Genomic DNA, 23,902 nt, shown 5'->3' on the forward strand with positions numbered 1-23,902 from the left:
ATTATATTTAATTATTGGAGGAGCTATATGGTATTTAGTAATCTCGTTTTCTTATTTGCTTTTATGCCGATCGTCTTATTTTCTTATTTTTTTGCTAGAAAAAGTTTTCGAAACATCGTGCTTCTTATTGCTAGTCTTGTTTTCTACGCATGGGGAGAACCACAGTATGTCTTTCTGATGCTCTTCTCTATTATAATGAACTATGGTTTTGGGAGAGGAATTGGCTATTTTCATAATCAGCTCGCAATAAAAAAATTCCTCCTAACGTTATCGATCGTCGGTAACATTGCAATTCTTGGTTACTTTAAGTACGCAGGCTTCGTATTAGCTAATGTTAATGGCTCCTTTGGGACAAGTTTTGAACTTGGAGAGCTGCCTCTTCCAATTGGAATCTCGTTTTTTACATTCCAAGCGATGAGCTATGTCATTGATATTTATCGAAAAGACGCACCCGTTCAGAAAAATGTTTTCTCACTAGCTCTTTATATCTCTCTTTTCCCACAGCTCGTTGCAGGGCCAATTGTTCGATACAACACCGTTGATCAACAAATTCATTCTCGCTCTATAACTGCTGATAAGGTACACGAAGGAATCAAACGATTTATTATTGGTTTATCAAAAAAAGTACTGTTAGCTAATAGTTTCGCAGTTGTTGCGGATCAGGCATTTAACACTCCCGCAGGTGAAATGAGCGTGATGATGGCGTGGATTGGTGTTATTGCTTACACACTACAAATTTACTTTGATTTCTCAGGGTATAGTGACATGGCCATTGGTCTAGGAAAAATGTTTGGCTTTGATTTTCTAGAGAACTTTCGATACCCCTACATATCTAAAAGCATTTCAGAATTCTGGAGAAGATGGCACATTTCTCTTGGGACATGGTTCAAAGATTACGTTTATATCCCACTAGGTGGGAATCGCCATGGAAAGCTTGTGCAGGTACGTAATCTTCTAATCGTGTGGACGATTACTGGGTTCTGGCATGGCGCTAGCTGGACGTTTATGGCCTGGGGATTCTACTACGGGGCAATTATCGTAATTGAAAGCCTCGGATTTGGTAAATGGTTAAGTCGCCTATGGTCGCCTCTTCAACATATCTATGTCCTACTGCTCGTCATGATCGGCTGGGTCTTTTTCCGCGCTGATAACTTTACGTATTCATTTGAATACTTACAAACGATGTTCGGCTTTAATCAGGCTGCTTTCGCAGATTCAATGTTCCTATTGCAGTGGAATGATAACTGGGTGTTATTCCTAGCTGGCGTTATTTTCAGCACACCTTTCATAGCGAATATCGGCAACATTTACAATCGAATGGCGACGAAAGCAAAGGGACTACAGGTCGTCACGCTTTTCTCAGAACCAGCGATTTATATGACGCTAATGATTTTCGCTATGGTTCGATTAGTCAATTCTAGTTACAACCCATTTATTTATTTCAGGTTTTAATGCCAATAAAGGAGCTTTGCTATGATTCAGCGACTTGAAAAGGCAAGGAAGTGGATGCTCATTATCTTATTCTTTGCGTTTATCTTTACCGTTTTCTTCTATCTTACAGTTTCAGCAGATATTGAAGTATCTGACGTAGAAAAAAGAGAACTAGCTCAAAAACCTGACCTTTCGATTGAGAATGTTTCGAACGGAGAATACATGAACGATTTTGAATCGTATTTTCTTGATCAGTTTCCCGGTCGAAATATCTGGTTGAAATCATATCTTCAATATCAGCAAATGACGAACAAAACCTATATTTTTGATTACTATGTATCTGACTCGAATTGGATCATCCCAAAACCGAGTTATAGTAAGCCTTCTACCCCTATTGATGAGGCAGTTGATAACTTAAATGAATTTGCGACAACGATAAAGGATGAGGGTAAGGAAGTTTATTTTGCTTCTCTTCCTCATAAAGTGAATACCATCGACATCCTGCCGTCTTATATTGAAGAGGGAACAGGAATAGAAAAGAAAGATTACTTTTTCTCAAAATTTAACCAAAAGAGCATCCCAACAGTTGATGTTGGGAAAGAATTTAAAGAAGAATATACTGATGATGAATTGAAAGAGCGCTACTTCAAGACAGACCATCACTGGAACATGTTTGGGGCGTTTGAAGGCTATCAAAAAGTAGCAGACCTTCTCTCTGAGAATTCAACTTACTACACAAACATGAACGAAGACGACAGTGACTATGAATTAAAGTGTTATAACGACAAACAATTTATTGGAAGCTATAATAATCAGCTTTATTTAACGGTTGATGCAACAGGTGAAAAGATCTGTCACATGTTACCTAAAGATAATCTATTTGATAACTATCAAATTACCTGGAACGGCAAAGAGCGTACATTTAAACAGGTCTATGGTACAGACATATTTAGAGATAACGATCCTATCGATTTTGGTGGGCTGTACATGAACAATACAGCTGAAATTACAATCGAGAACCCTGCCGTTCAAGAAGAAAGTCGACTATTGATTTTAAAAGATTCCTACGCAAACCCAATTGCGTTCCACATTGCCCAGCATTTCTCCAATACGACTGTTTATGATATCCGTTATAACGATGATCAGATATTAACAGAGTATATGGCGGATAAGGATTTTGATGTAGTCCTGTTCTTGTATAATTACGCCATGCTTCAAGGCGAATCCTTCCGCTTCTCAACACCAATGGAAGACTAAATCGAACGAAGTTTTAGTTGAGCAAAATAAATGAAACCAGCTCTCAATGAAGAGAGTTGGTTTTTTTGTCTTTGTTTTGAGAACAGCTGTCTTTTGTTGGGGACAGGTACGCACCTGACCCTCCCCTCATACTTCCGCAGTTACCCCATATACAGACTCATGAAAATGGTGTATTTGAGGTTCAAGTCCATTCTCTTTAAAAATCTGCATCATCTTCTCAGAAGAAATTCGCTCATGAAGTGGTGGGCCCATATCCATTTCAATGGCTTCCCATTCAAGTACAAGCAATTTCTGTCCCGCCTTAATAATTCGCTTAAATTCTTGGAATGCTCTCGTAAGATCGGGCACTTCATGAATCACAAACGCCGCAATCGCTTTGTCAGCGACGTGATCTGCCAAATTCATCTGCTCTAGGCTACTGACAACGTACTCGATATGTCCAGCTAGATCTTCTTCTGAAACACGCTTCTGAAGAAGATCTAGCATCTGCTTTTCAATATCAACCGCATAAACCTTTTCAGCTGCTTCCGATAACGGCAATGTAAAATACCCATTACCCGCTCCTAAATCAGCTACATGATCGGTTGCCTTTACACCAAGATGAGCGATAACTTGTTCAGGTGAAATAATTTCCTTTCGTTTCGGATCAAGTAGTCGATCCGCATTACCTGGTTTGAATCGTTTACCAGCCACAACGAGAACCTCCTTAGAATTTCTTTCTAATTCTTCACAACCCTACTGGCAGATATACAATATTTAAACACTAAAGCCCACTCATTAATGAGCGGGCTTTAGTGTCCTCTATAGAAAGACAGCTGTCCTCCGTGGGGGTCAGGTACGCACCTGACCCCTCTTATACCCATCAGGATTTTCCGACTGCCAGCGCCACGTGTCGCGGCACATTTCTTCAATGCCTTTTTCCGCTTTCCAGCCAAGCTCAGCTTCAGCTTTCGCCGGATCTGCATAGCATTCTCCAATATCGCCAGGACGGCGCGGAGCAATGGAGTACTTCACTTCTTTCCCAGTCGCTTCTTCAAAAGCCTTCACCATCTGAAGCACGCTATACCCATTTCCCGTGCCAAGGTTATACGCTTCTACTCCCGTTGTACCTAGGATATGCTCTAACGCTTTCAAATGCCCGTTAGCCAGATCCTCCACATGGATATAATCACGAACGCCTGTACCATCTGCTGTATCGTAGTCATCTCCAAACACGCTAAGCTTTTCGAGTTTTCCAACCGCAACCTGACTAATATACGGCATGAGGTTATTTGGAATCCCGTTAGGATCTTCCCCAATTCTTCCGCTCACATGAGCTCCGATTGGATTGAAATAGCGAAGAAGGGCAATGCTCCAGTTTGAATCAGAAACATGAAGATCACGAAGAATCTGTTCAATCATGAGCTTCGTTTGTCCATACGGATTCGTTGCGCTTAAAGGGGCTTCTTCAGTGATTGGCATAAGATCAGGCATACCATAAACGGTTGCAGATGAGCTAAACACAATGTTTCGAACGTTAAATTTCTCCATCACTTCACAAAGAATGAACGTCCCTGTTAAGTTATTATGGTAATAATGAAGTGGCATGGAAACCGATTCGCCAACAGCTTTCAAGCCTGCAAAATGAATGACTGCTTCAATTTCATTTTCTTCAAACACCATTTCTAAAGAAGATCGATCAAGTAGATCCACTTCATAAATCGGAAAATCTCGCTCAGTTAACTCTTTCACACGATCAAGCGATTCCATTTTACTATTCGAAAAGTTATCCACGACAACAATATCGGAACCTTGATTAAGTAACTGAACACACGTATGACTTCCAATATATCCAGCACCGCCTGTTACTAATATAGCCATTCTTACTCCCCCACTTCTTGTTATGTCACCAAAAAATTCCTTCTCATCATATCACATTCATTCCCATAAATTCAGCGCAAATAATGAAAAAATCGCTCTCTATGAGAGCGATTCTGCTATAGAAGGAAGCAAATCATCTAGACAAGAGTCTGGATTTCTTTCGTTTTCCTTTCTCTTCTGAATCAGCAGCTAAAAGACCTTCCTGCTTCTTCATTCCTTCTTCTTTGAAGCGACGCTTTTCTTCTTTCGACCACGATTTATACTCTTTAATAAAAGCTTCATACTTCGGCATGATATCTTTCATTGCGCCATACTCACGGATCGTGCCATGTTCAAGCCAGATTGCTTTATTACAAAACTTCTTCATCTGGCCGTTTGAATGACTAACAAAGAAAATTGTTTTTCCTCGTTCCTTAAACTCCTCCATTTTGACAAGGCACTTATCGGCAAACGTCTTGTCACCTACAGAAAGGGCCTCATCGACGATCAGAACATCTGGGTCAACGCTAATGGATATTGAAAAACCTAGACGTGATTTCATACCACTGGAATATTTTTTAACAGGCATATCGATAAATTTACCGATATCTGCAAAATCAATAATGTCAGGCTTCATCTTTTCAATAACGTCTTTCTTATATCCCATCATAAGCAGCTTCAATTCGATATTCTCGCGCCCTGTTAGCTCTTTATTTAAGCCAGCAGAAACAGCGATAAGGGAAACATCACCTTTTACGTCAATTTCCCCACTAGTTGGTGGCGTGATATTAGCGACAAGGTTTGAGAACGTTGATTTCCCGGACCCGTTCACTCCGATGATACCAACGACATCACCTTCACCTGCTTCAAATGTTAAATCACGAATGGCATAGAAATCCTCCCCGTAGCCACCAGGGAGAAGAATATCCTTGAGCTTATCAGAGTTCTGCCTGTGCATTTTATATTTTTTCGTAATCCCGTTTAATTTAACTGAATAACTCATAAACGACAGTCCTTATTAAATATAGTCTACGAAATGACTCTTGAACTTCATATGCAGGTAGGAACCAATCATCAGTAAGAGCACAACGACTACCCAGTAGTAAAGGGTATATTGCAGTGTCTGATGAACCCAGCCCATGCCGAGAAGTGCATCTCTGTAGCCTTCCACTATATAGTATAGCGGATTAAGTTTCATCCCAATCTGAATAAATCCAGGAAGATCATCAATTGTCCATAAAATTGGTGTTAAATAAAGAAACATCCGAATAAACGACTGAAGCATTTTGTGCACATCTCGAACGATTGTCGATAGCGTCGACGTAATGAGAGAGATGGCAAAAATGAGAATAATTAAAGCAAACATATAATACGGTAGTTGAAGCAAATGCCAGGATACCCCCTGGCCAGTTAATAACACTGCTGCAAAGTATATACCAAGTAAAATCAAATGTTGATAAAAGACTGACATAATCACATAGCTCGGAATCGTACTCATTGGAAAGTTCATTTTGGATACCATTGATATCCTAGTATAAATCGACTTTGATCCTTGAATAACAGCAGGATTAAAGAAGAACCATACAACAAGACCAGCGGACATCCATAGAACAAATGGGACGCCATCAACCGGGTTCCCGTTTCGTATTCCAAAGCCAAATACAAACCAGTAAATACTCATTTGGAAAAGGGGATTTAGAATCTCCCAAACCATACCAAGATAATTATTGCTATTCGTGCTCTTTACCTGATAAACCGAAAGCCGATTAATTAGGTAGAAGTTGCTAACTTGTTCTTTTAAAACTGCAATCATAGAATTCATGCTTATTTTGCCTCACTAACAAAAATTTGGTCAACAACCTTTTTGGTAGCAGACCCTCCTTCAAGGTAACAATAAGTGTTATAGAAATCGTTATACTTTTCTTCAAATACGCCAAATCCTTCATTTTCAAACGTTTGAATGGCGTGTAAAACTTCTTCAGATGTTGTCACGACAGGACCTGGCGCCTCTTCTTCAAGATCAAAGTAAAAGCCACGCAATTTATCACGATATGAAGCAAGATCATAAGCGAAGAAAATAATTGGTCTCCTCAAATTAGCATAATCGAAAAAGACAGATGAATAATCTGTAATCAACACATCAGAAATTAAATAGAGATCATTGACATCGACACCAAGTGATAAATCAAAAACAAATCCTTCATATGGAGAAAGATCAAACTGCTCTGCAATTAAATAGTGCATCCTTAATACAATAACATATTCCTCGCCGATTTCACGTCTCAATAAATCAAGATCTAATTTCAGCTCATGTTTATATTTCCCCGGTTGATAAAATTCATCATCTCTCCAGGTTGGGGCATAAAGAACCACTTTTTTTTCTGTAGGAATGCTATACTCCACTTTCAATGCATCAATTTTTTCTTGATGATTTTCAAGATGAAGACGATCATTACGTGGATAGCCCGATTCTACCATTTTTTTCTTAAAACCAAATGCTCTCTCAAAAATCTCAGATGAGTACCGATTCGGCGAGATTAAGTAATCCCACTTCGCTGCTTCCTTATAGAAATTATCTTTATAGGAAAGCGTGTTTGTTCCAGGCATGTACACTTCTTCCATATCACCTGCAAGCTTCTTAAGCGGCGTTCCATGCCAAGTTTGTACATAGACAGTGTGAGAAGGCTTAGGAATCCAAAGCGACATCCGACTATTAGTCACCCAATAACGAGCACGAGCCATGAGATAAAACCATCTTAGCGAAAAACGCTTTACAGTAGGTATACCCCTTTTACGGAAAGACTCAGCATGAGATTCTTCAACACTCCAAATCATGTCTAAATCATAGTCGTGCTCTAACAGATATTCGTAGATCGCCCTTGGATTACAGCTGTACTGCTTTCCAGAAAAGCTCTCAAAAATAACAAGGCGCTTGTTTGCTGGAAAACGGCCCAACGCCACAAAAAGAAGTCGACTAAACGCCTTCATTAACGGATATATTTTCAACATTCTCAATAGCTTTTTCATGAAATGGACACCATACTCCCGACTAGTAGTAGATTACCTCTATTCGAAATGCGCTGTCGCTTTGAAAAAACAGGATAGTGCCATATCGCCTTCACCAGCGGCAGTACCCTGTTTCTCTAAAGTCTATCTACATTTCAGCTTTCTCGGGCTCAAATACCCTATTAATTACTTTTCTAGAAGCGTGCCCATCATCAAGATGACAATATTTATCATAGAATGCATCAAAATTGCTTTGATAGGTAGCTTCTATTTTATCGATATGCTCAATCGCATCTATGACACCGTCCGACGTTTTAAGAAGCGGACCTGGTGCTTCATTCTCAAAATCCATATAGAATCCGCGAAGAGAATCGCGATATTTTTCAATGTCATAAGTGAAAAATAAAATGGGACGACGTAAATTTGCGAAATCAAAGAATACGGATGAATAATCAGTAATCAGAATATCTGATAATAAATAAAGCTCCGCAATATCTCCGTAGTCAGATAAATTGTATACAAAATCGCTCATTCCAGTCGTATCAATATGCTCTGCAATTAAATAATGCATGCGTAGACCAATCACATATTCGTCACCAAGACGTTCCTGCATTTCGCTAAGGTTCAGCTTTAAATCAAACTTATACTTCCCCTTACCGTGAAACTCGTCATCCCGCCACGTTGGGGCATAAAGAATGACTTTTTTATCAGCAGGAATACCAAGTTTAGCCTTTATTTCCTGCTGACGTCTAGCTTTTTCTTCATCCTCAAGATAGAGGATATCGTTTCTCGGATAGCCCACATCAAGAACTTCTTTCCCGAACTTAAAGGCTCTTCTGAAAATAGAAGTCGAATAATCATTTGGCGAAACGAGATAGTCCCATTTTTGTGCTTCATTGTAAAAGTTCCGCTTATATTTTTCTGTTGTCGTGCCAGGCATACGTACTTCTTTCATATCAGCTGCCAGTTTTTTGAGCGGTGTACCATGCCATGTTTGTAAATAAACTGTCTCAGGACGTTTAATCGCAAAGTTTGGCATTCTGGCATTCGATACCCAGTACTTGGCAGTCGCAAGATGGTAATAGTAAGCGGGGGTTAAGCGTCTCACCTGCTTAGGATTCCCCGGTATATCCTTTTTCTTTTTATCATAAACCCATAAATAATCATACTTATGATCGCTTTTTAACAGTTCTTCATAAATGTAGCGAGGGCTATCTGAATACCCCTTACCACCGAAGCTCTCAAGAAGTACTTTTTTCGGTTTCATTGGCATTTTCACAAGAACCGTTCGGTAAAGCTGACGCATGAGTAAGTGTTTCTTCCTCAATGATCTACGCCACTGCCTTAAGCGTACTCGAAACATCATTGACTTCAGAACGGCTTCTTTTTTCCCCTTTTGTAGAAGACGATGCTCTCTTCGTTCGATGATATTCCGTCTCTTAATCCTTCCAGGTGCTACTAAAGAGAGACTGTTCTTTAAAGCAGTGAAATGATCAAACAAAACGTTAGAGTTCTTCACGGCTTTATTAGTTATGCTCTTTGAATAATAATTTAACAAGAGAAGGTCCAAATAGCGACTAATGCTTTTCGTATCAGCGTACGACATCTTCATTTTATGATAGACATAAAATAAATCAGGCAACTTCTCCTCTACAGAATGGAGCATGAGAGTTGGGTGGTCGATCGGATCATAGCATTCTCCTTTTAAATAAGTGGGAACGCCTGTAATCATCGGAATCTCCTCTGTATTTACTATTGCTGGAATGGAGAAGGTAAGGTCCGTGTAAAAGGTAGCTTGTTCATCAAAACGAAGCTCATGAACATCCACAAAGTCTTTGCGTAGCAACAAGTTAGTAGCACTCCTACGACGAAGTGCTTTGATTTTTCTTCCACCACTTAATCTACGCAAATAGTAGGAATCTTCCCCGATTTCCATTGGAATAGCAATTTTTCCAGCTTTGAAAATAGAACCACCAATGAAGTGATCTTCTCCTATGTTGTTTAGGAGAAGGTCTAGTGTGTATGGCGCCAGGTAATCGTCACCGTCAACAAAATAGATAAACTCGCTTGAAGCGTACTCGATCCCCATGTTGCGCGCTTTTGAGACACCAACATTTTTATCTAGATGATAGCAAGTCATTCTCGAATCGCTGTAACGCTCAATAATCCCCTTACTATTATCAGTTGATGCATCGTTAATCAGAATGATTTCTATATCCTGAAAAGTCTGCTGTAATAGGGAAGCAAGGCATTTTTCGATATAGTCTTCTTTATTATAAACGGTTACTATTACACTAATTTGTCCCATAACAATTCCTAGCACCTCAACTATTTATTCTTTCTTTCTACAATTGCTTATCCGTTAGATACAAGTAGCTCTTTCTTGATTTTCGATGTCGAAATTCCCGCTGTGCGAGGAAGATAAATGACTTCACAATGATCTTTCAAGAAATCAAATTTCCCTTCCCAATCATCACCCATCACAAAGATGTCTACATCGTGATTTTTTACGTCATCTACTTTTTGCTCCCAGTGTTCTTCTGGAATCACTTCATCAACATAGCGAATTGCTTCTAATATCATTTTGCGATTTTCATAGCTATGATATGCTTTTTTATTTTTAATTTCATTAAATTCATCTGTTGAAATAGCTACAATAAGATAATCACCAAGATCTTTCGCTCTCTTCAATATATTAATGTGGCCCCAATGCAATAAATCAAATGTACCGTAAGTCAAAACCTTCTTCATTTCGACCCCTCCAGTTAGTAGTGTTTAATAATTTTTACGAGACGTGAATTAACATACAATTTACAATCTTTAATAACACTTAACATCACGCGAGTTCATTATGATTTATAATGGATTTATATTGAATATTAGCTTTTATCAAATGAACGTGATGTAATGAAGACCCGTAGGCCTGTCTTTAATACAAGCATGGCAAGGAAAAAGGATATATAGTAAAGTAGCAGATCTACTCCTGTTAGTTGTTCAACAATGATGATAACAACGACAGCTACAAAGAAACCAGGTAGACCGAGCAGAACAGCTACAATATCAAAGAATAATGATCCATCTCGAATCGAATTAACAGGATCTTGAGTGGTTGATTGTGACATCGTCAGCTTCGTTAATTGATAAGCAATCGGAACGAGTAATGCCATAATAATCGCAACAAACGTCGCATAAACAAGAACCATTTCGAGAATACTAACATCTAGCATTCCAGCTTGTCTTAATACCGTTAAAACCATCGATAAAAAGACAGGTAGAGCAGCTGCTTGGATAATAATATCAATATAATAACCTTTCGACGACGTTTGCTTCGTAATGCGAGCAACTTCACCATCTACACAATCAAGTAGATAACCGAGATTGTAGAAGAGCGCCGCAAGTATAATGGATAGTGGTGTAGCGATCACAAGTGATAAGCCTGAAATGAGAATGAAGAATACACTCATCCAGCTTATCGTATTTGGTTTTATACGCATCTTACAAAAAAGAATTGTAAGGTAAATCGAAATTCGACGCAGTACGTACCATGACCACAGGTCTTCTTTGTAACTTAATGTTTGAGACTGCTTACGATATGCAAGGATCGTCTCATTATCAAGAAATGTGGTCGGTAGTAATTCTTGCCCATTTTTCATGACCGGTCTTCACCTTCCAGTATTGTTTGCTAAAGTATCCGCCTACTAGTCCAAGTCCTCTCGTAAAGTGAAGCAAAAAGAACTGCATCACAGTTGGGAAATAAGCGCGGAAACCATGTTTTTTAATAACTCCTAGCGAAGAAATGCCGATCATCATCATATAAATAGTAACGAGCGTGATTAAGCTGATTAGAAACCCATTGTTAAATAGCGCTCCAATTCCAAGACCTGTTCCAGTTAGAAATGCTATTAACGGAGCAAGCTGTCGGAATCTCATCACACCTCGAGTACTTCTCGATGCAATAATACCCCATTTTCCATCTGCATAGGATTTCTGAACAAATGCTTTCAGACTATCTCTTGCGTAGTAAGTGGAAGCAATTTCGCTTGATAAATAAAACTTGCCACCCTGATTCCGTACTCTCGCATGAAATTCAATATCTTCACTTCTTCTTAAGTTTTCGTTGAATAATCCGGCTTTCTGGAACACTTCACGTTTGTAAGCGCCATAGGGCACGGTATCTACTCGCCCTTCCCATTTGCTAGAGCTCTTTGTGATGCGGAACATAGAGTTCCCAACGCCCATAGGATGTGAGTAAACATAAGCATTAATCGTTCCCCAGAACCCTTTTCCTTCTGTTCGAATGACTCCACCAACGCAGTCCATATCTGGCTGACGCTGAGTTAAGTCGTAATAACTCGTAAGGAAATTAGTTGGAATCATAGTATGACCATCTACTCGAAGAATGTATTGCCCCTTCGCGTTTTGAATGGCAAGATTCCATCCTGTCGGCAACGTCTCTTTCGGATTTTCAAACAACCGTATTCTTCCCGGGTTCTTACTACTAACATCTTCTATAATATCCTTCGTTCGATCGGACGACATTCCATCTACTACTAGAATTTCATATGAATCTTGAGGAAACTCCTGTTGCAAGACACCTTCCAGCAACTTTCGTATATACCTCTCTTCATTCTTCACGACGAGAAGCACGGAAAAGAACAATTCTTTCATTTCTTTTCATCCCTTCACAACTTCGCCTTATCTCTCTTTTAATCTAAGAGACTTACATAAACCTTTTCAATCTAATATTTAAGTATACATGATACAGGTTAAAGAATCATTGTAAAAATAAGGGAAAAGTAATTTATTTTCTTTCAATTGTGTGAACAATCATTGGCCATTGCTGTCGTTTTCTAAGAATAAACAAAGACTTATCGCAGAAAAGCGAGTTTGAAATGAGCAGTATTTTAATATTTCATAATGCATTTACGTCTTAATTAACATACTGACATCCTTCGTCACTCTCATTAAGATTGTGGCCCTACAATCACTTGCAATAAATGGATGCTTAGTTAGAATCACGTACTTTAGTGACCTATGCAATCTAAATCCGGCACATACTTTTTGATTGCTATGGGAATAGGAGATTCTATCGTTGAAAAAAATGATCCATTTTATGCTTAAACAGACTTATACATAGTTAACCTACATTACCCTTTTAGATGTAATTAAAAACAATGAAGAAATGAGAAGTAAAGGTCAATAAAAGCAAACAAGACCCAATAAATACAAAGGAAAGCGTTATTTCGTTATGCTTTATCATAACATTACCCAAATGAGAAGGATACCGACTATCGCTGTCGAAAAATCTGTTATGGAGGCTAACGATAATGAAGAATGGCTTCTTATTTGGAAAGCTACGTTAGCTTAAATTGTTGATTCTTGATTTTAGGCTAATTCGAGTGAAGTCTTCCTATCGTCATGTCTTTTCATTATGAAAATGCAGGAAAATAGTCATGATATATGTTAATATTAGTAAGCACTTATTGGGATTTTGAAAACAATTAGTTACTGGGAGGATTCAACATGAGAGTTAGAAAGGCGATTATACCTGCCGCTGGTCTTGGAACAAGGTTCTTACCAGCAACTAAGGCACAGCCAAAAGAAATGCTACCAATCGTGGACAAGCCAACGATTCAATATATTGTAGAAGAGGCTGTCGCTGCTGGAATTGAAGACATTATCATCGTTAGCGGTCGCGGAAAGCGTGCTATTGAAGATCATTTCGATAAATCATATGAGCTCGAAGAAACGCTTATCAAGAAGCAAAAAGACAAGATGTTAAAAGAAGTACAACAAATTTCTAATCTCGCTAACATTCACTACATTCGTCAAAAAGAACCTAAAGGACTTGGGCATGCCATTAATTGTGCTAGCCGCTTTATCGGCAATGAACCTTTCGCTGTTCTCCTTGGTGATGACATTGTAAAATCAGACCAACCATGTATCGGCCAGCTAATGGATAGCTACAATCGTTACCGCACTTCAATCGTAGGTGTTCAACAAGTGGCTGACGATGCTGTTTCTAAATACGGAATCATCTCTCCTAAGGGAGAACAAATTGACAACGGCATTATTCCAATTAAGTCACTCGTTGAGAAACCATCCCTTGAAGAGGCACCTTCTAATTATGCCATTCTTGGACGTTATATCTTAACTCCTGAAATCTTCTCCATTCTTGAGAACCTACCTAAAGGTGCAGGCGGAGAAATTCAGCTTACAGATGCGATTAAGGTGCTAAATGAGCAGCAAGCAGTCTTTGCTCATGAGTTCGAAGGTCAGCGTTATGACGTTGGTGATAAATTTGGATTCATAAAAGCAACAGTTGATTTTGCCCTTAATCGTCCAGATCTCCAAAAAGATGTGATGAACTATTTAAAACAAGTTGTGGATCAAGAACTCACAACAAAGAAATAAATAAGTAAGTAAGACAAAAACCGCACTCCTCCCATAATAGAGGAATGCGGTTTTTATTATTTGATTTTCTCTAGCTGTTTCTCTGCAAATTCACCACCAATCGGTAGCTTATACATCTGTCCCTGATAAGCTTTTACCATTAAGACAATCCAAACAATTAAGCTTAGCGGTGGCAATATAAGAAGAGAGACAAGCGATCCTATAATTGGAATCACATTCATAACAAGACTTGCGACAAATAATGTTCCGAACACAACGATCGACTGCATGGCATGAAAACGCACAAACTTGTTTTCCTTTTCAATCAACAAGAAAATAATACCTGTCACGAACCCCAGCACATAGGTCAACAGTCCTGCGACATTTTCCTCCATACCACTCGATGTTTTGCGAGGGGTTTGGCCCATTTTTTCAGGGTTATTCCCTGTTTCCACTGCGATACCTCCCTTATTTTGTAAATTCTGAATATTGTTTAAATTAATTTTATCAAAAGAAGGAATTGGAGGGTAGTATACGAAAGTATACTACTTAGACAAAAATCGAGTACTTTTTCAGTGGAGTGTGATAAGGATGAACCTTCCAGATAACCCCAATCAAGAACAAATTCAGTCGAAGGCTTTTCCGTTTAATATTACGAGAGAAAAAGAGTTAGCCGTATTTTCTCGTTTGCTAGATCAAAACGGTAGCAGCATTCTATCCGTATATGGACAGCCCGGGACAGGAAAAAGTGAGCTAATGACGCATTATCAAAAGGAAGCGTCAGACAGAGATATTGTTTTCTACCTTGTAAACGCACAGTATTCAAAGGCTGAACCATCCGCTTTTCTCCAATTACTATTGGAGCAAATGGGAGCATCTAACCTATACATTTCGCCTCTTGAGGCAATTAATATGCATATTCAACATCTTGAACAACAAGGAATTCGTTTCGTCATAGCCATTGACTCCTATGAACGCTTTGAGAAATTAGATGAATGGTTTAGACAATCTTTCCTTCCATCTCTTCCCTCTTCAAGCATTCTTATTTTTTGCGGACGTAAAAAGCTCAGGGAATCCTGGAGGGCATCGATCTGGTATCCGTTCATTACTTCCATTGAATTAAAAGGTTTCAGCATCGGACAGTATGATTCTGCCTTTCGCACTCTTAAACCAGAGCTCACTAAGTTAGCCTGGCAATTTTCAATTGGTAATCCCTATGCATTATCGCTTTGCGTTCAGAAACTAAACGAGACGCAGGAATGGAATGAAAAGGATGAGCAGAAAATTTATAGAACCGTCGTCCAAGAATGGCTAAGTGAACTTGAAGATGATCGCCTCCTTCCCTACATAGAAGTGGCGTCGATTGGTCACTACATTCAACAGGAAAAGCTTGAAGTAATGCTGGATCAAACGATCTCGCGAAAAGATTTTGAAGCACTCGTATCCCTTTCCTTTTTTGAGGAAACAGAGTCAGGGTGGCAGCTTAACACTCTTTTTCAACGGGCAATGAGAGACGACCTGCGTAGAAGAAAACCCACGTATTATCATCAATTATGGAAACGCGCCCTGCTCTATTGTCGATCCTTTTTAAAGCATGACCGTGTCATGGATTCCACCGAAATTAGCGAATTCTTCTACTTGCTTGGTGAACCAATGATGCGTGCTTCTTTATTTGATCATGACACGCTCTCTACTTATAGCATGACATCTGCTAGCTCAGACGATTGGGACGTGGTCCTACCTTATTTGAAGAGTCCTCCCACGATGAATGAAGCGTTGTTTGATGATGATCAAAGTACCAAGGGTTTTCAGCAACATGTTCCAAAGAGCCGTGATAAGCAATCAGCCTATATAACGAAGGAAATGATTGAGTCTGTAGGGATTCAGCATGTGAAACTGCTACGTCACCGTGGTGGAAAAGTCATTGGAATCGCGTTTCTTATTCCAATCCAGTCCAGCACGCTTAAGAAGCTACAGCAAAGCCCTGTTACAAGAAGTTATTTTAAGAGGCTGTCTTCTGCAGAAGAAAAAAGTATTTTGTCTCAGGATAAGCCGGCAGGGTGGGTCATTCGATACCTCGGTGTTAAAAATGTGAGTCAAATGGAAGATCGCCAGGCACTTTTGTATCATCTTCTGCCTCTTGTTCTAACAGAAGGAATTCTCGTTGCATCGACACCGCTTCCTTTTTATCAAGATTTATTAGAGCAGTTCCGTTTCAGCGAAGTACACGAGGCAATGCATTTTGACTATGGTCCAGACCGACCTTCCAGGACTTATGAACTTGATTTAAGAAACGCTCGTCTTTCCCAGTACCTTGAAACATTCGCCCAGGCGCTCGGCGTAAATCTAACCGAAACACCACACCATCCATTTCAGTTTACTCCGCGTGAAGAAGAAGTTGTTACACTCGTCATCCAAGGATACTCAAATGCTAATCTTGCTGCTGAACTCTCCTTAAGCGAAGTGACTATCAAAAAGCATTTAAGTCGAATTTATGAGAAAACTGGTGTAAAGAACCGCACGCAGCTAACGCGTATTATGCTTGAGAGGAAATAATGGAAGAGCGGGGGTCAGGTGCGGACCTGACCCCCGCTCCTTTAAAGAGGTGAAGCGCTAAATGAATGAAACGAAAATTTATCTTGTACGTCATGCTCATTCTTCTTATACACCTGATGAATACGGACGAGGATTATCACCGAAGGGCAACAGGGATGAAAAGAGCCTTACACATCTAATGAAAGAAAAACAAATTGATGTTGTGCTTTCTAGCCCTTATAATCGAGCGATTCATACAGTTGAAGCCATCGCAAAACATCACTCGATAGACATTAAAGTTATAGAAGCATTTAAAGAGCGAACACTTGCTGGACAACCTGTTGATGATTTTCAATCCGCGATCGACGCTGTTTGGCAAGATGAAACGTTTAGCTACCCTGGTGGTGAATCCAACGAACTCGCTCGTAGCCGAGGAGTGAGCGCCCTACAAAACGTACTAAAAACATACAAAGGAAAAAGCGTAGTGATTGGTACTCATGGGAATTTAATGGTTCTCATGATGAGTCATTTCGATGATCAGTACGATAGACACTTTTGGGAAAATCTCGATATGCCTGATGTCTATTGCCTCACCTTTCAAGGAGAAGAGTTAATGAAGGTGGAGCGTATTTGGGAAAGAACAGCATAAAAAATGACGGCCCTTATGCGCCGTCATTTTTTATGCTGTTCAAGTGTGTGGTTTACTTTCTTGTGAAAAGCTTGAATCCTCGATATGTCTCAATTTAAAGAACCTTACTCTAAAATCCCCTCTTTCTTTAACTTCTCCTCTACGCTAGCGAGAATGTTTCGATTCCCTTCATTTTCAGGACCTTTACCATGAAAATCTTCACTACAGTGTGACTCTGTTAAATAAAAAGCATTATAAAGGAGGCGGCGATCTTCTATAGTGATTCCGCTATTTGGGAACAAATACGTACAGCTTGTATCAATTTCAGTACGTTTGTCTTTTTGATCCACGTAATAAAATTCATCCGTTACTGCCCCGTATTTCATATCTTCCGTTGAAGTTAAATACGTACCGTCTTCGCTATAGGGAATAACTGTAAATCCTTTTTCTTGTTTTAATTTCGGAGCGCCTTCCACGTTGTAAATCACGATCAATTTCCCCTCAAACCCCTCAGGAACTAAATGAACGGTATCTGTTTTTTCATGATGAACGGTTGTAGCCTTAGACGAACATGAAGCGGCCATCAACATTATCAAAACCACGATGAGTAATCTGATCCCATACATACGCTTCTCCCCCTGACCGTTTGTACCTTTATCTTTTTCGACGGTGGTGGTTGCACTTCCTTCACATGGAAAAATTCCTAACAACAAACTGACCGGGTTATGACGATGCACTATGTCAATCGAGTTATTCTTCTCATAAAAAAAAGCCCGCCTTCTATGGAAAGCGGGCTTCATCCGTTAGTTAAACGGCAATATCTTTTTCAACAGCATTTGAATCATTGAACTTATCGTGGTTCAACTTGCCAAGAATTCGTGATGTGAGTGTACCTGAGGTCATCGCACCATTCACATTTAACGCCGTCCGCCCCATATCAATGAGTGGCTCAACAGAAATGAGAAGACCGGCTAAGTAAACGGGTAGGTTCATAGAAGAAAGAACGATTAACGCAGCAAATGTCGCTCCGCCTCCCACTCCAGCCACACCAAACGAACTAATGCCAACGATTAAGACAAGTTGGATTAAAAAGCCAGGACTGAGCGGATCAATACCTACCGTTGGCGCAATCATAACTGCGAGCATCGCTGGATAAATTCCCGCGCAACCATTTTGGCCAATCGTTGCACCAAAGGATGCAGACATGTTCGCTGTTCCTTCATCAACACCAAGGCTATTTTTCTGAGTGGAAATATTCAAAGGAATTGTCCCTGCACTTGAACGAGAAGTGAAGGCAAACGTAAGAACAGGTAATACCTTCTTCAAATATGTTAGTGGATTTAATCCACCTGTCGCAACCAAAATCAAATGAATGATAAACATCACAAGCAGTGCTAAATAGGATGCAAGAACGAATTTCCCGAGTTCGAGAATACCGCCTACGTTCGTTTGAGCGACGGTAGTTGCCATCAAGCCCATAATCCCGAATGGAGTTAACCGAAGAACTAGTGTGACGATTCTCATAACGATCGCATAGACAGCATTCACACCTTTCGTAAAGATGGCTGCTTGCTCTGGATTTTTACGACGTACACCTAGTGCCGCGATTCCAACAATAGCTGAGAATATAACAACGGCAATCGTTGAGGTCGGGCGAGCTCCTGTCATATCTTCAAACGGATTTGCAGGGATAAACGCAAGAATTTTATCTGGCGTACTCATATCTTTCACACTACCAAGCGTTTCTTCTAGATAGCTTCCACGATCCTGTTCCGCTTGCCCTGCTTCAATTTGCTCTGCATTTAAATCAAAGACGAGCGAGCTACCTACACCAACAATCGCTGCAACCATTGCGGTTGATACAAGAATTCCAATAATCCAGCCTGACATTTTGCCAAGCTCTGAAGTCTTCTCAAGGTTCGTAATCGATTGAATGATCGAAACCATGACAAGGGGTATAACAATCATCATTAGAAGGCGTACATATCCGCTCCCTACAATGCTATACCAATCTGATGTTTGACTCACAATCTCTGAGCTAGCTCCGAAGACAGCTTGCAAGTAAACACCTAACACAACCCCAAATCCTAAACCAGCAAACACACGCTTACTAAAAGACACATGTTTCTGTTGCATCTTAATTAAAACACCAATAAGAACAAGTAAAATGGCAATATTCACAATGACTAAAAATGTATCCACGCTATTTCCCCCTTTTATTTTCTCTATAAAACCAAAACTTTATAATCCATATAAGTTTAGTCGGCATTAATCTAAAATACTACCAATTTGTGGCACTGTCAAGCGCTGGTGCCTGTCACTCCCCGCTATTTGTCGAATGGAGGAAAAGGCTTAGGAAATCTCCATCTTAAGTATGAGTTGAAAACCGAACTGGTGACTGGTTTATTTGATAAGCATACGGCGTAGACTGTAATTAACAAGGAAAGAGAGAAACAAGGAGGTGCTGGACATGGAGAACATTTACGTTCTTGAACAGGAAATTATTAATAGGCGCTAACCAACACATTCGTTGAATCGGAGGGGAACATTTCAATGATCTTATTACTCATCAAGAACTATTTTCAACCAGGTGCTGATCAACAATGTCAATGGAAGGAACATCGCAATCGCCATCTTGATCTACTCGCAAAATCCATCTATCATATTTAGCCCCCTAGAAGTTGAACAGTAACTTCCAGGGGACTTTTTTTCTCACTAGATATGCCTAATCAACTTAACGTAACTTGTAATGCTTCTAATCCAAGAATTGCTTCCACTACATCATTTTTCGTCACATGACCTGAAGGGAAATGAATGGACTCCCCATCTCTCGTAGCGTATTCTGCGATAACTTGACCTATGCTCTCCACATTTGTTGGTTCAATGCCAATTGACTCTAACGAGAGGGGCAAACCTATTTCTTTATAATAGGCAAATAAACCTCTCACCTCTTCCCACTCACCTTCTAGTACAAGTTGCACAAGTATGCCATAAGCTACTTTCTCACCGTGAAGAAACGAATGAGCTTCAGATAAGTGTGTTAAACCGTTATGAATGGAGTGTGCCGCTGCAATCCGACCATAGCGATCGCCAAGACCTCCTACCATTCCTCCTGATAAAAGATTTGTTTCAATCACCCGGATAAACGCATCACTCAAACGACCATTCTGTTGATCCCTAACCGCTTTTTCTCCGTCTGCTACAAGGACATCACGGCAGCTTCTTGCTACTTCATACGCTAGTTTTATGGGAATTGGCGTTGAAGGCAGTTCCTCAATGAGTGCTCTCGCTTCATACCATTTGGCCAGCGTATCACCAATACCTGCTTTCAAATAAGCGATTGGTGACTGCACAAGAATTTCAGGCTCTACAAGAACAAGATATGTACTTCTTGGAAAAATAGTATACTCAATAAACTCTCCCTCGTCTGAATACTTCACACTAAGTGGCGTCGTTGCGGCACAAGTAGACGCGAGCGTTGGCACAAGAGCCACATCTTTGTTTACTTCATTACCAACCGCTTTCGCTACATCCAGAACCTTTCCACCACCTACACCGAGTATCAAATCGGCACCGTGAATATTGGCTAATTCAGACTGTCTTTTAATTTCCGTTTCTGAACATTCACCACTGTACGTAGAATAAGCTACATGAAAGGCAGATAGATCTGGAAAATAACCCTGAGCTGCTCCCCAAGATTGATGTCCAGAAATCACAAACACTTTTTGAAACTGCCCATCCTTAAGCAATCGTGGTAATTCTTGAAGGATACCTGATCGACATTCATAATGTCCTGGCGTTGCTCTTACCTGAATTGATTCCATCTTTTCTTCCTCCTAAATCTGATGAACAAACTGATCATGAAGTTCATTTATTGAAGACACACCTGCTAATGACAATGAAATAAAAAGATTTTCTTTTAACTTAATCCTTCTTCAAACGAGCGGAGAGAACATTCCCAAACGATTGGAGTCCCTGAACAAGGACAATAAGGAGAAATACCGTAACGTACATCACATCGACTTCATATCGCAAATGACCGTATCGATAAGCGAGATCACCAAGCCCACCTGCTCCAACGAGCCCAGCCATTGCCGTTGCCCCAATCAGTCCAATTGTCGCAATCGTTAATCCAAGAACGATCGATGAACGAGACTCCCTTACAAGAACATGCCAGATAATGTGTCTGGTTTTTACCCCCATTGCTTCATAGGCTTCTACTACTCCACGATCGACCTCAAGAAGAGCGGACTCCATCAACCTTGCGATATACGGCGCCGTAAAGACAACGAGCGGCACAATCACACCTTTTACTCCAATTGTTGTACCTGCAATCATTTTTGTAAAAGGTAAAATGAAAAACAGTAAAATGATAAATGGAATCGACCTGATCACGTTTATAGCCGCATTTAATATGCGGAAAAGAACTTTATTTTCTAATGCTTTTTCAGGTCTAGTTAAAACAAGTAGCACACCAAGCGGGAGCCCAATCAACACTGAAATCAGTAGTGAGATCCCAACCATTTGAAATGTTTCAATAATCGCGTTCCAAATGTCTGCACCCCAAAGATCAATAAACTCCGATACCTTAGCTGACATGAGCTTCCACCTCCTGAACATAGCCTTCTACTACGACGCCACTTTCCTCTAAAAACGCAACGGCCCGAGCCGTCTCTTCCGCTTCCCCATCTAAATGAACGACTAGCCTACCAAAAGGCTGATCCTTCAGTTGTGTAATGTTCCCTGCTAAAATGGACGGATACACGTCGAACTTCTTACTAACAAGCGCAAGAGCGGGACTACCTGATTTCTCCCCAATAAATGAAAGATTCACGATCTGACCACGCTCTTTCAATCGAGACACAAGCGACTCTGGAAGCTCATCCTGGAATAACGACTGAACAAATCGTTTGGCCGTCGTTGTAGCAGGCTTACTAAAGATATCGATCACTCGCCCCTGTTCAATCACCTTCCCGTTCTCCATCACAGCCACTTCATGACATATTTTCTGGACAACGTGCATTTCATGCGTAATGAGTAAAATCGTGATTCCAAAATCACGATTGATTTGTTCCAATAAAGATAGGATTGATTCTGTCGTATCTGGGTCAAGGGCACTCGTTGCCTCATCGCACAGTAGCACTTCAGGTTCATGAGCAAGCGCACGGGCAATCGCCACACGCTGCTTCTGACCACCTGATAGCTGGGAAGGATAAGCATCCCGCTTATCCGATAACCCAACGATACCTAAATATTTATCAACTCGCGCTTCAATCTCTTTTTTACGAAGACCCGTAAGCTTCAGCGGAATGGCAATGTTTTGATACACAGTGCCTGTTTTCAATAAATTAAAAGACTGAAAAATCATCCCGATGCGCTGTCTTGTTTTTTGAAGCTTTCCAGTAGACAAAGAAGTGAGCTCAATGTCATTGATAAATACCTTTCCATCTGTCGGTCGCTCCAGAAGATTCACCATTCGGACAAGCGTGCTCTTTCCAGCACCACTATAACCGATGACGCCATAGATGCTTCCTTTCTCAACTTCTATGGAAACATCATCAACCGCCTTCGTAATCGTCTCACCGCTTTTATACGTTTTCGTTATATTTTCTAATCGAATCATCGTGCTCACTCCTCTTTCGAATTACCAGGATGCAACAACAGAACCGTTAAATTCGTCCTGGATAAATTGCTTCACTTCATCTGATTGATAATAGTTCACTAGCTTTTGAATACGTTCATCATCTTTGTTCTCTGTTTGTGTTGCAATCACGTTCACCCACGGGGAATCTTCGGGTTCCATTTCAAGAGAATCTTCTTTCGGTACGCGTCCACTTTCCATTGCAAAGTTCGTATTAATTGCTGCAATCGCAAGCTCACCAAGCTGTCTTGGAATTTGTGAAGCTTCTAATGGAACAAATTCGAGATTATAAGGGTTCTTCTCAATATCTTTGATCGTTGCTTTAACACCAACGCCATCTTTCAACTCAATAATGCCAGCTTGCTCAAACAACATTAGCGCTCTAGGTTCACCTGTTGAATGGTTAGGCAAGCCAACTTTGTCGCCTTCTTGCAATTCATCAAGACTCTTATATTTGTCAGAATAAATTCCCATTGGGAAAGTAATCGTAGTTGCTACCTTGGAAAGCTCGAGTCCTCTTTCTTTTACATAATCATTCAAATAAGGTTCATGCTGAAATACGTTCGCATCCAATTCCCCTTCATCAAGGGCTGTATTTGGCATCACATAATCATTAAACGCAATCACTTCAATTTCAAACCCGTCTTCCGCTGCGATTTCCTTCACCTTGTTCATCACATCTTCATGCGGACCAGCCGTTACCCCTACCTTCAGTGGGCCATCTTCTGAATCTCCAGAAGCCTCATTTCCAGAACAACCTGCCAAAAAGACTAAAATAAGTGCACCTAATAAATACAATGATTTCTTCATTTCTCAATCTCCTTTAAAGTTCATATAGTAATGTAAAGCGTTTTAGCGCTAAAATATAAAAGCGCAAAAGTGCTTCGATCTGCTAAAATCCCCTCCCAATAAAAAAACTCCCTCTGTAAAGTACAGAGAGAGTTGTATCATTTCATCATTATCAGCAGCGCTGAACTCTCTCTCATCTTTCAAACGATTGCTCGTCTGCTGGAATTAGCACCTTTCTCACGAACTGAGATGGTTGCTGGGCGTCACAGGGCCAGTCCCTCTGCCACTCTTGATAAGAGTTTTCAATATTATTTAACTATTTTCAATAGTATAGTATCTTTCTCGAAGGGCGTCAAGGGAAGATCTCAAAAAGTGCCTGTCAC

20 protein-coding genes, 1 pseudogene and 1 riboswitch are annotated in these 23,902 nt (G+C 40.2%); of the genes and pseudogenes, 5 read left to right on the forward strand and 16 right to left on the reverse strand.

Going from position 1 to position 23,902, the window contains the following annotated elements; translation table 11 throughout:
• Nucleotides 1-27: 27 nt before the first annotated feature.
• Both AC0VYV_RS19350 and AC0VYV_RS19355 read left to right on the forward strand, forming a co-directional pair.
• The gene (locus AC0VYV_RS19350) at nucleotides 28-1,452 is read left to right on the forward strand and encodes an MBOAT family O-acyltransferase (protein WP_475365917.1); all 1,425 of its coding nucleotides are present in this window, start codon (nucleotides 28-30) and stop codon (nucleotides 1,450-1,452) included.
• A gap of 21 nt (nucleotides 1,453-1,473) precedes the next feature.
• A complete protein-coding gene (locus tag AC0VYV_RS19355) occupies nucleotides 1,474-2,688 on the forward strand; it encodes a DHHW family protein (RefSeq protein ID WP_475374127.1) in 1,215 nt (404 codons plus the stop codon).
• A 126-nt stretch (nucleotides 2,689-2,814) separates the two neighbouring features.
• Here AC0VYV_RS19355 and AC0VYV_RS19360 read toward each other — a convergent pair whose 3' ends face one another.
• The 9 genes and pseudogenes from AC0VYV_RS19360 to AC0VYV_RS19400 form a co-directional block, all read right to left on the reverse strand.
• Nucleotides 2,815-3,381: a class I SAM-dependent methyltransferase gene (locus tag AC0VYV_RS19360; RefSeq protein ID WP_475365919.1), complete on the reverse strand. Its 567-nt coding sequence runs from the start codon at nucleotides 3,379-3,381 to the stop codon at nucleotides 2,815-2,817.
• 138 nt (nucleotides 3,382-3,519) lie between these two features.
• Nucleotides 3,520-4,548: a UDP-glucose 4-epimerase GalE gene (gene galE / locus AC0VYV_RS19365; RefSeq protein ID WP_430243381.1), complete on the reverse strand. Its 1,029-nt coding sequence runs from the start codon at nucleotides 4,546-4,548 to the stop codon at nucleotides 3,520-3,522.
• 196 nt (nucleotides 4,549-4,744) lie between these two features.
• Nucleotides 4,745-5,530, reverse strand: a pseudogene (gene tagH / locus AC0VYV_RS19370) (teichoic acids export ABC transporter ATP-binding subunit TagH); the annotation flags it as partial.
• Between the two features lie 15 nt (nucleotides 5,531-5,545).
• Nucleotides 5,546-6,349, reverse strand: a complete 804-nt coding sequence (locus AC0VYV_RS19375) for an ABC transporter permease (protein ID WP_226615391.1) — start codon at nucleotides 6,347-6,349, stop codon at nucleotides 5,546-5,548.
• 2 nt (nucleotides 6,350-6,351) lie between these two features.
• Nucleotides 6,352-7,554, reverse strand: a complete 1,203-nt coding sequence (locus AC0VYV_RS19380) for a CDP-glycerol glycerophosphotransferase family protein (protein ID WP_475365920.1) — start codon at nucleotides 7,552-7,554, stop codon at nucleotides 6,352-6,354.
• A 127-nt stretch (nucleotides 7,555-7,681) separates the two neighbouring features.
• A complete protein-coding gene (locus tag AC0VYV_RS19385) occupies nucleotides 7,682-9,841 on the reverse strand; it encodes a bifunctional glycosyltransferase/CDP-glycerol:glycerophosphate glycerophosphotransferase (RefSeq protein ID WP_475374128.1) in 2,160 nt (719 codons plus the stop codon).
• 47 nt (nucleotides 9,842-9,888) lie between these two features.
• The gene (gene tagD, locus AC0VYV_RS19390) at nucleotides 9,889-10,284 is read right to left on the reverse strand and encodes a glycerol-3-phosphate cytidylyltransferase (protein WP_194218652.1); all 396 of its coding nucleotides are present in this window, start codon (nucleotides 10,282-10,284) and stop codon (nucleotides 9,889-9,891) included.
• Nucleotides 10,285-10,412: 128 nt separating this feature from the next.
• Entirely contained in the window at nucleotides 10,413-11,186 is a 774-nt protein-coding gene (locus AC0VYV_RS19395; protein WP_475365922.1) for a CDP-alcohol phosphatidyltransferase family protein, read from the reverse strand.
• Nucleotides 11,146-12,201 (reverse strand): glycosyltransferase family 2 protein, encoded by a 1,056-nt coding sequence (locus AC0VYV_RS19400; RefSeq protein WP_430243374.1) that lies wholly within the window; start codon nucleotides 12,199-12,201, stop codon nucleotides 11,146-11,148. The genes AC0VYV_RS19395 and AC0VYV_RS19400 overlap by 41 nt, the downstream gene beginning before the upstream one ends.
• 855 nt (nucleotides 12,202-13,056) lie before the next feature.
• On the opposite strand from AC0VYV_RS19400, the gene galU reads away from it, so the two are divergent.
• Nucleotides 13,057-13,947, forward strand: a complete 891-nt coding sequence (galU, locus tag AC0VYV_RS19405; RefSeq protein WP_303534280.1) for a UTP--glucose-1-phosphate uridylyltransferase GalU — start codon at nucleotides 13,057-13,059, stop codon at nucleotides 13,945-13,947.
• Nucleotides 13,948-14,003: 56 nt separating this feature from the next.
• Here the strand turns inward: galU and AC0VYV_RS19410 are convergent, their stop codons facing one another.
• Nucleotides 14,004-14,381 carry a DUF4870 domain-containing protein gene (locus AC0VYV_RS19410; RefSeq protein WP_430243373.1) on the reverse strand — a complete coding sequence of 126 codons (378 nt, stop codon included), beginning with the start codon at nucleotides 14,379-14,381 and terminating at the stop codon, nucleotides 14,004-14,006.
• A gap of 136 nt (nucleotides 14,382-14,517) precedes the next feature.
• On the opposite strand from AC0VYV_RS19410, the gene AC0VYV_RS19415 reads away from it, so the two are divergent.
• Both AC0VYV_RS19415 and AC0VYV_RS19420 read left to right on the forward strand, forming a co-directional pair.
• Complete coding sequence (locus tag AC0VYV_RS19415) at nucleotides 14,518-16,482, forward strand: LuxR C-terminal-related transcriptional regulator (RefSeq protein WP_475374129.1); 1,965 nt, start codon at nucleotides 14,518-14,520, stop codon at nucleotides 16,480-16,482.
• A gap of 61 nt (nucleotides 16,483-16,543) precedes the next feature.
• Entirely contained in the window at nucleotides 16,544-17,110 is a 567-nt protein-coding gene (locus tag AC0VYV_RS19420; RefSeq protein WP_475374130.1) for a histidine phosphatase family protein, read from the forward strand.
• A gap of 104 nt (nucleotides 17,111-17,214) precedes the next feature.
• Here AC0VYV_RS19420 and AC0VYV_RS19425 read toward each other — a convergent pair whose 3' ends face one another.
• From AC0VYV_RS19425 to AC0VYV_RS19450, 6 genes are all read right to left on the reverse strand, one after another.
• A complete protein-coding gene (locus tag AC0VYV_RS19425) occupies nucleotides 17,215-17,715 on the reverse strand; it encodes a DUF6843 domain-containing protein (RefSeq protein WP_475368017.1) in 501 nt (166 codons plus the stop codon).
• A 181-nt stretch (nucleotides 17,716-17,896) separates the two neighbouring features.
• On the reverse strand, nucleotides 17,897-19,291 hold the full coding sequence (locus AC0VYV_RS19430; RefSeq protein ID WP_475368018.1) for an L-cystine transporter: 1,395 nt from the start codon (nucleotides 19,289-19,291) through the stop codon (nucleotides 17,897-17,899).
• A 527-nt stretch (nucleotides 19,292-19,818) separates the two neighbouring features.
• Nucleotides 19,819-20,913 carry an iron-containing alcohol dehydrogenase family protein gene (locus AC0VYV_RS19435; RefSeq protein WP_475368019.1) on the reverse strand — a complete coding sequence of 365 codons (1,095 nt, stop codon included), beginning with the start codon at nucleotides 20,911-20,913 and terminating at the stop codon, nucleotides 19,819-19,821.
• A gap of 100 nt (nucleotides 20,914-21,013) precedes the next feature.
• Nucleotides 21,014-21,688 carry a methionine ABC transporter permease gene (locus AC0VYV_RS19440; RefSeq protein ID WP_194218643.1) on the reverse strand — a complete coding sequence of 225 codons (675 nt, stop codon included), beginning with the start codon at nucleotides 21,686-21,688 and terminating at the stop codon, nucleotides 21,014-21,016.
• The gene (locus AC0VYV_RS19445; RefSeq protein WP_194218642.1) at nucleotides 21,678-22,712 is read right to left on the reverse strand and encodes a methionine ABC transporter ATP-binding protein; all 1,035 of its coding nucleotides are present in this window, start codon (nucleotides 22,710-22,712) and stop codon (nucleotides 21,678-21,680) included. The genes AC0VYV_RS19440 and AC0VYV_RS19445 overlap by 11 nt, the downstream gene beginning before the upstream one ends.
• 21 nt (nucleotides 22,713-22,733) lie before the next feature.
• Nucleotides 22,734-23,540, reverse strand: coding sequence for a MetQ/NlpA family ABC transporter substrate-binding protein (locus tag AC0VYV_RS19450; protein WP_475365927.1), 807 nt, complete (start codon nucleotides 23,538-23,540; stop codon nucleotides 22,734-22,736).
• 169 nt (nucleotides 23,541-23,709) lie between these two features.
• A riboswitch (SAM riboswitch) is annotated at nucleotides 23,710-23,818 on the reverse strand.
• Nucleotides 23,819-23,902 lie beyond the last annotated feature (84 nt).

The organism is Anaerobacillus sp. QJM3NY_17 (genome assembly GCF_056173665.1).

Excerpts from the sequence above, each read along its gene's own strand:
- AC0VYV_RS19350 (WP_475365917.1), top strand. The coding sequence starts at position 28 with ATGGTATTTAGTAATCTCGTTTTCTTATTTGCTTTTATGCCGATCGTC.
- AC0VYV_RS19355 (WP_475374127.1), top strand. The coding sequence starts at position 1,474 with ATGATTCAGCGACTTGAAAAGGCAAGGAAGTGGATGCTCATTATCTTA.
- galE (WP_430243381.1), bottom strand. The coding sequence starts at position 4,548 with ATGGCTATATTAGTAACAGGCGGTGCTGGATATATTGGAAGTCATACG.
- AC0VYV_RS19375 (WP_226615391.1), bottom strand. The coding sequence starts at position 6,349 with ATGAATTCTATGATTGCAGTTTTAAAAGAACAAGTTAGCAACTTCTAC.
- AC0VYV_RS19380 (WP_475365920.1), bottom strand. The coding sequence starts at position 7,554 with ATGAAAAAGCTATTGAGAATGTTGAAAATATATCCGTTAATGAAGGCG.
- AC0VYV_RS19385 (WP_475374128.1), bottom strand. The coding sequence starts at position 9,841 with ATGGGACAAATTAGTGTAATAGTAACCGTTTATAATAAAGAAGACTAT.
- tagD (WP_194218652.1), bottom strand. The coding sequence starts at position 10,284 with ATGAAGAAGGTTTTGACTTACGGTACATTTGATTTATTGCATTGGGGC.
- AC0VYV_RS19395 (WP_475365922.1), bottom strand. The coding sequence starts at position 11,186 with ATGAAAAATGGGCAAGAATTACTACCGACCACATTTCTTGATAATGAG.
- AC0VYV_RS19400 (WP_430243374.1), bottom strand. The coding sequence starts at position 12,201 with ATGAAAGAATTGTTCTTTTCCGTGCTTCTCGTCGTGAAGAATGAAGAG.
- galU (WP_303534280.1), top strand. The coding sequence starts at position 13,057 with ATGAGAGTTAGAAAGGCGATTATACCTGCCGCTGGTCTTGGAACAAGG.
- AC0VYV_RS19415 (WP_475374129.1), top strand. The coding sequence starts at position 14,518 with ATGAACCTTCCAGATAACCCCAATCAAGAACAAATTCAGTCGAAGGCT.
- AC0VYV_RS19420 (WP_475374130.1), top strand. The coding sequence starts at position 16,544 with ATGAATGAAACGAAAATTTATCTTGTACGTCATGCTCATTCTTCTTAT.
- AC0VYV_RS19425 (WP_475368017.1), bottom strand. The coding sequence starts at position 17,715 with ATGTATGGGATCAGATTACTCATCGTGGTTTTGATAATGTTGATGGCC.
- AC0VYV_RS19435 (WP_475368019.1), bottom strand. The coding sequence starts at position 20,913 with ATGGAATCAATTCAGGTAAGAGCAACGCCAGGACATTATGAATGTCGA.
- AC0VYV_RS19440 (WP_194218643.1), bottom strand. The coding sequence starts at position 21,688 with ATGTCAGCTAAGGTATCGGAGTTTATTGATCTTTGGGGTGCAGACATT.
- AC0VYV_RS19445 (WP_194218642.1), bottom strand. The coding sequence starts at position 22,712 with ATGATTCGATTAGAAAATATAACGAAAACGTATAAAAGCGGTGAGACG.
- AC0VYV_RS19450 (WP_475365927.1), bottom strand. The coding sequence starts at position 23,540 with ATGAAGAAATCATTGTATTTATTAGGTGCACTTATTTTAGTCTTTTTG.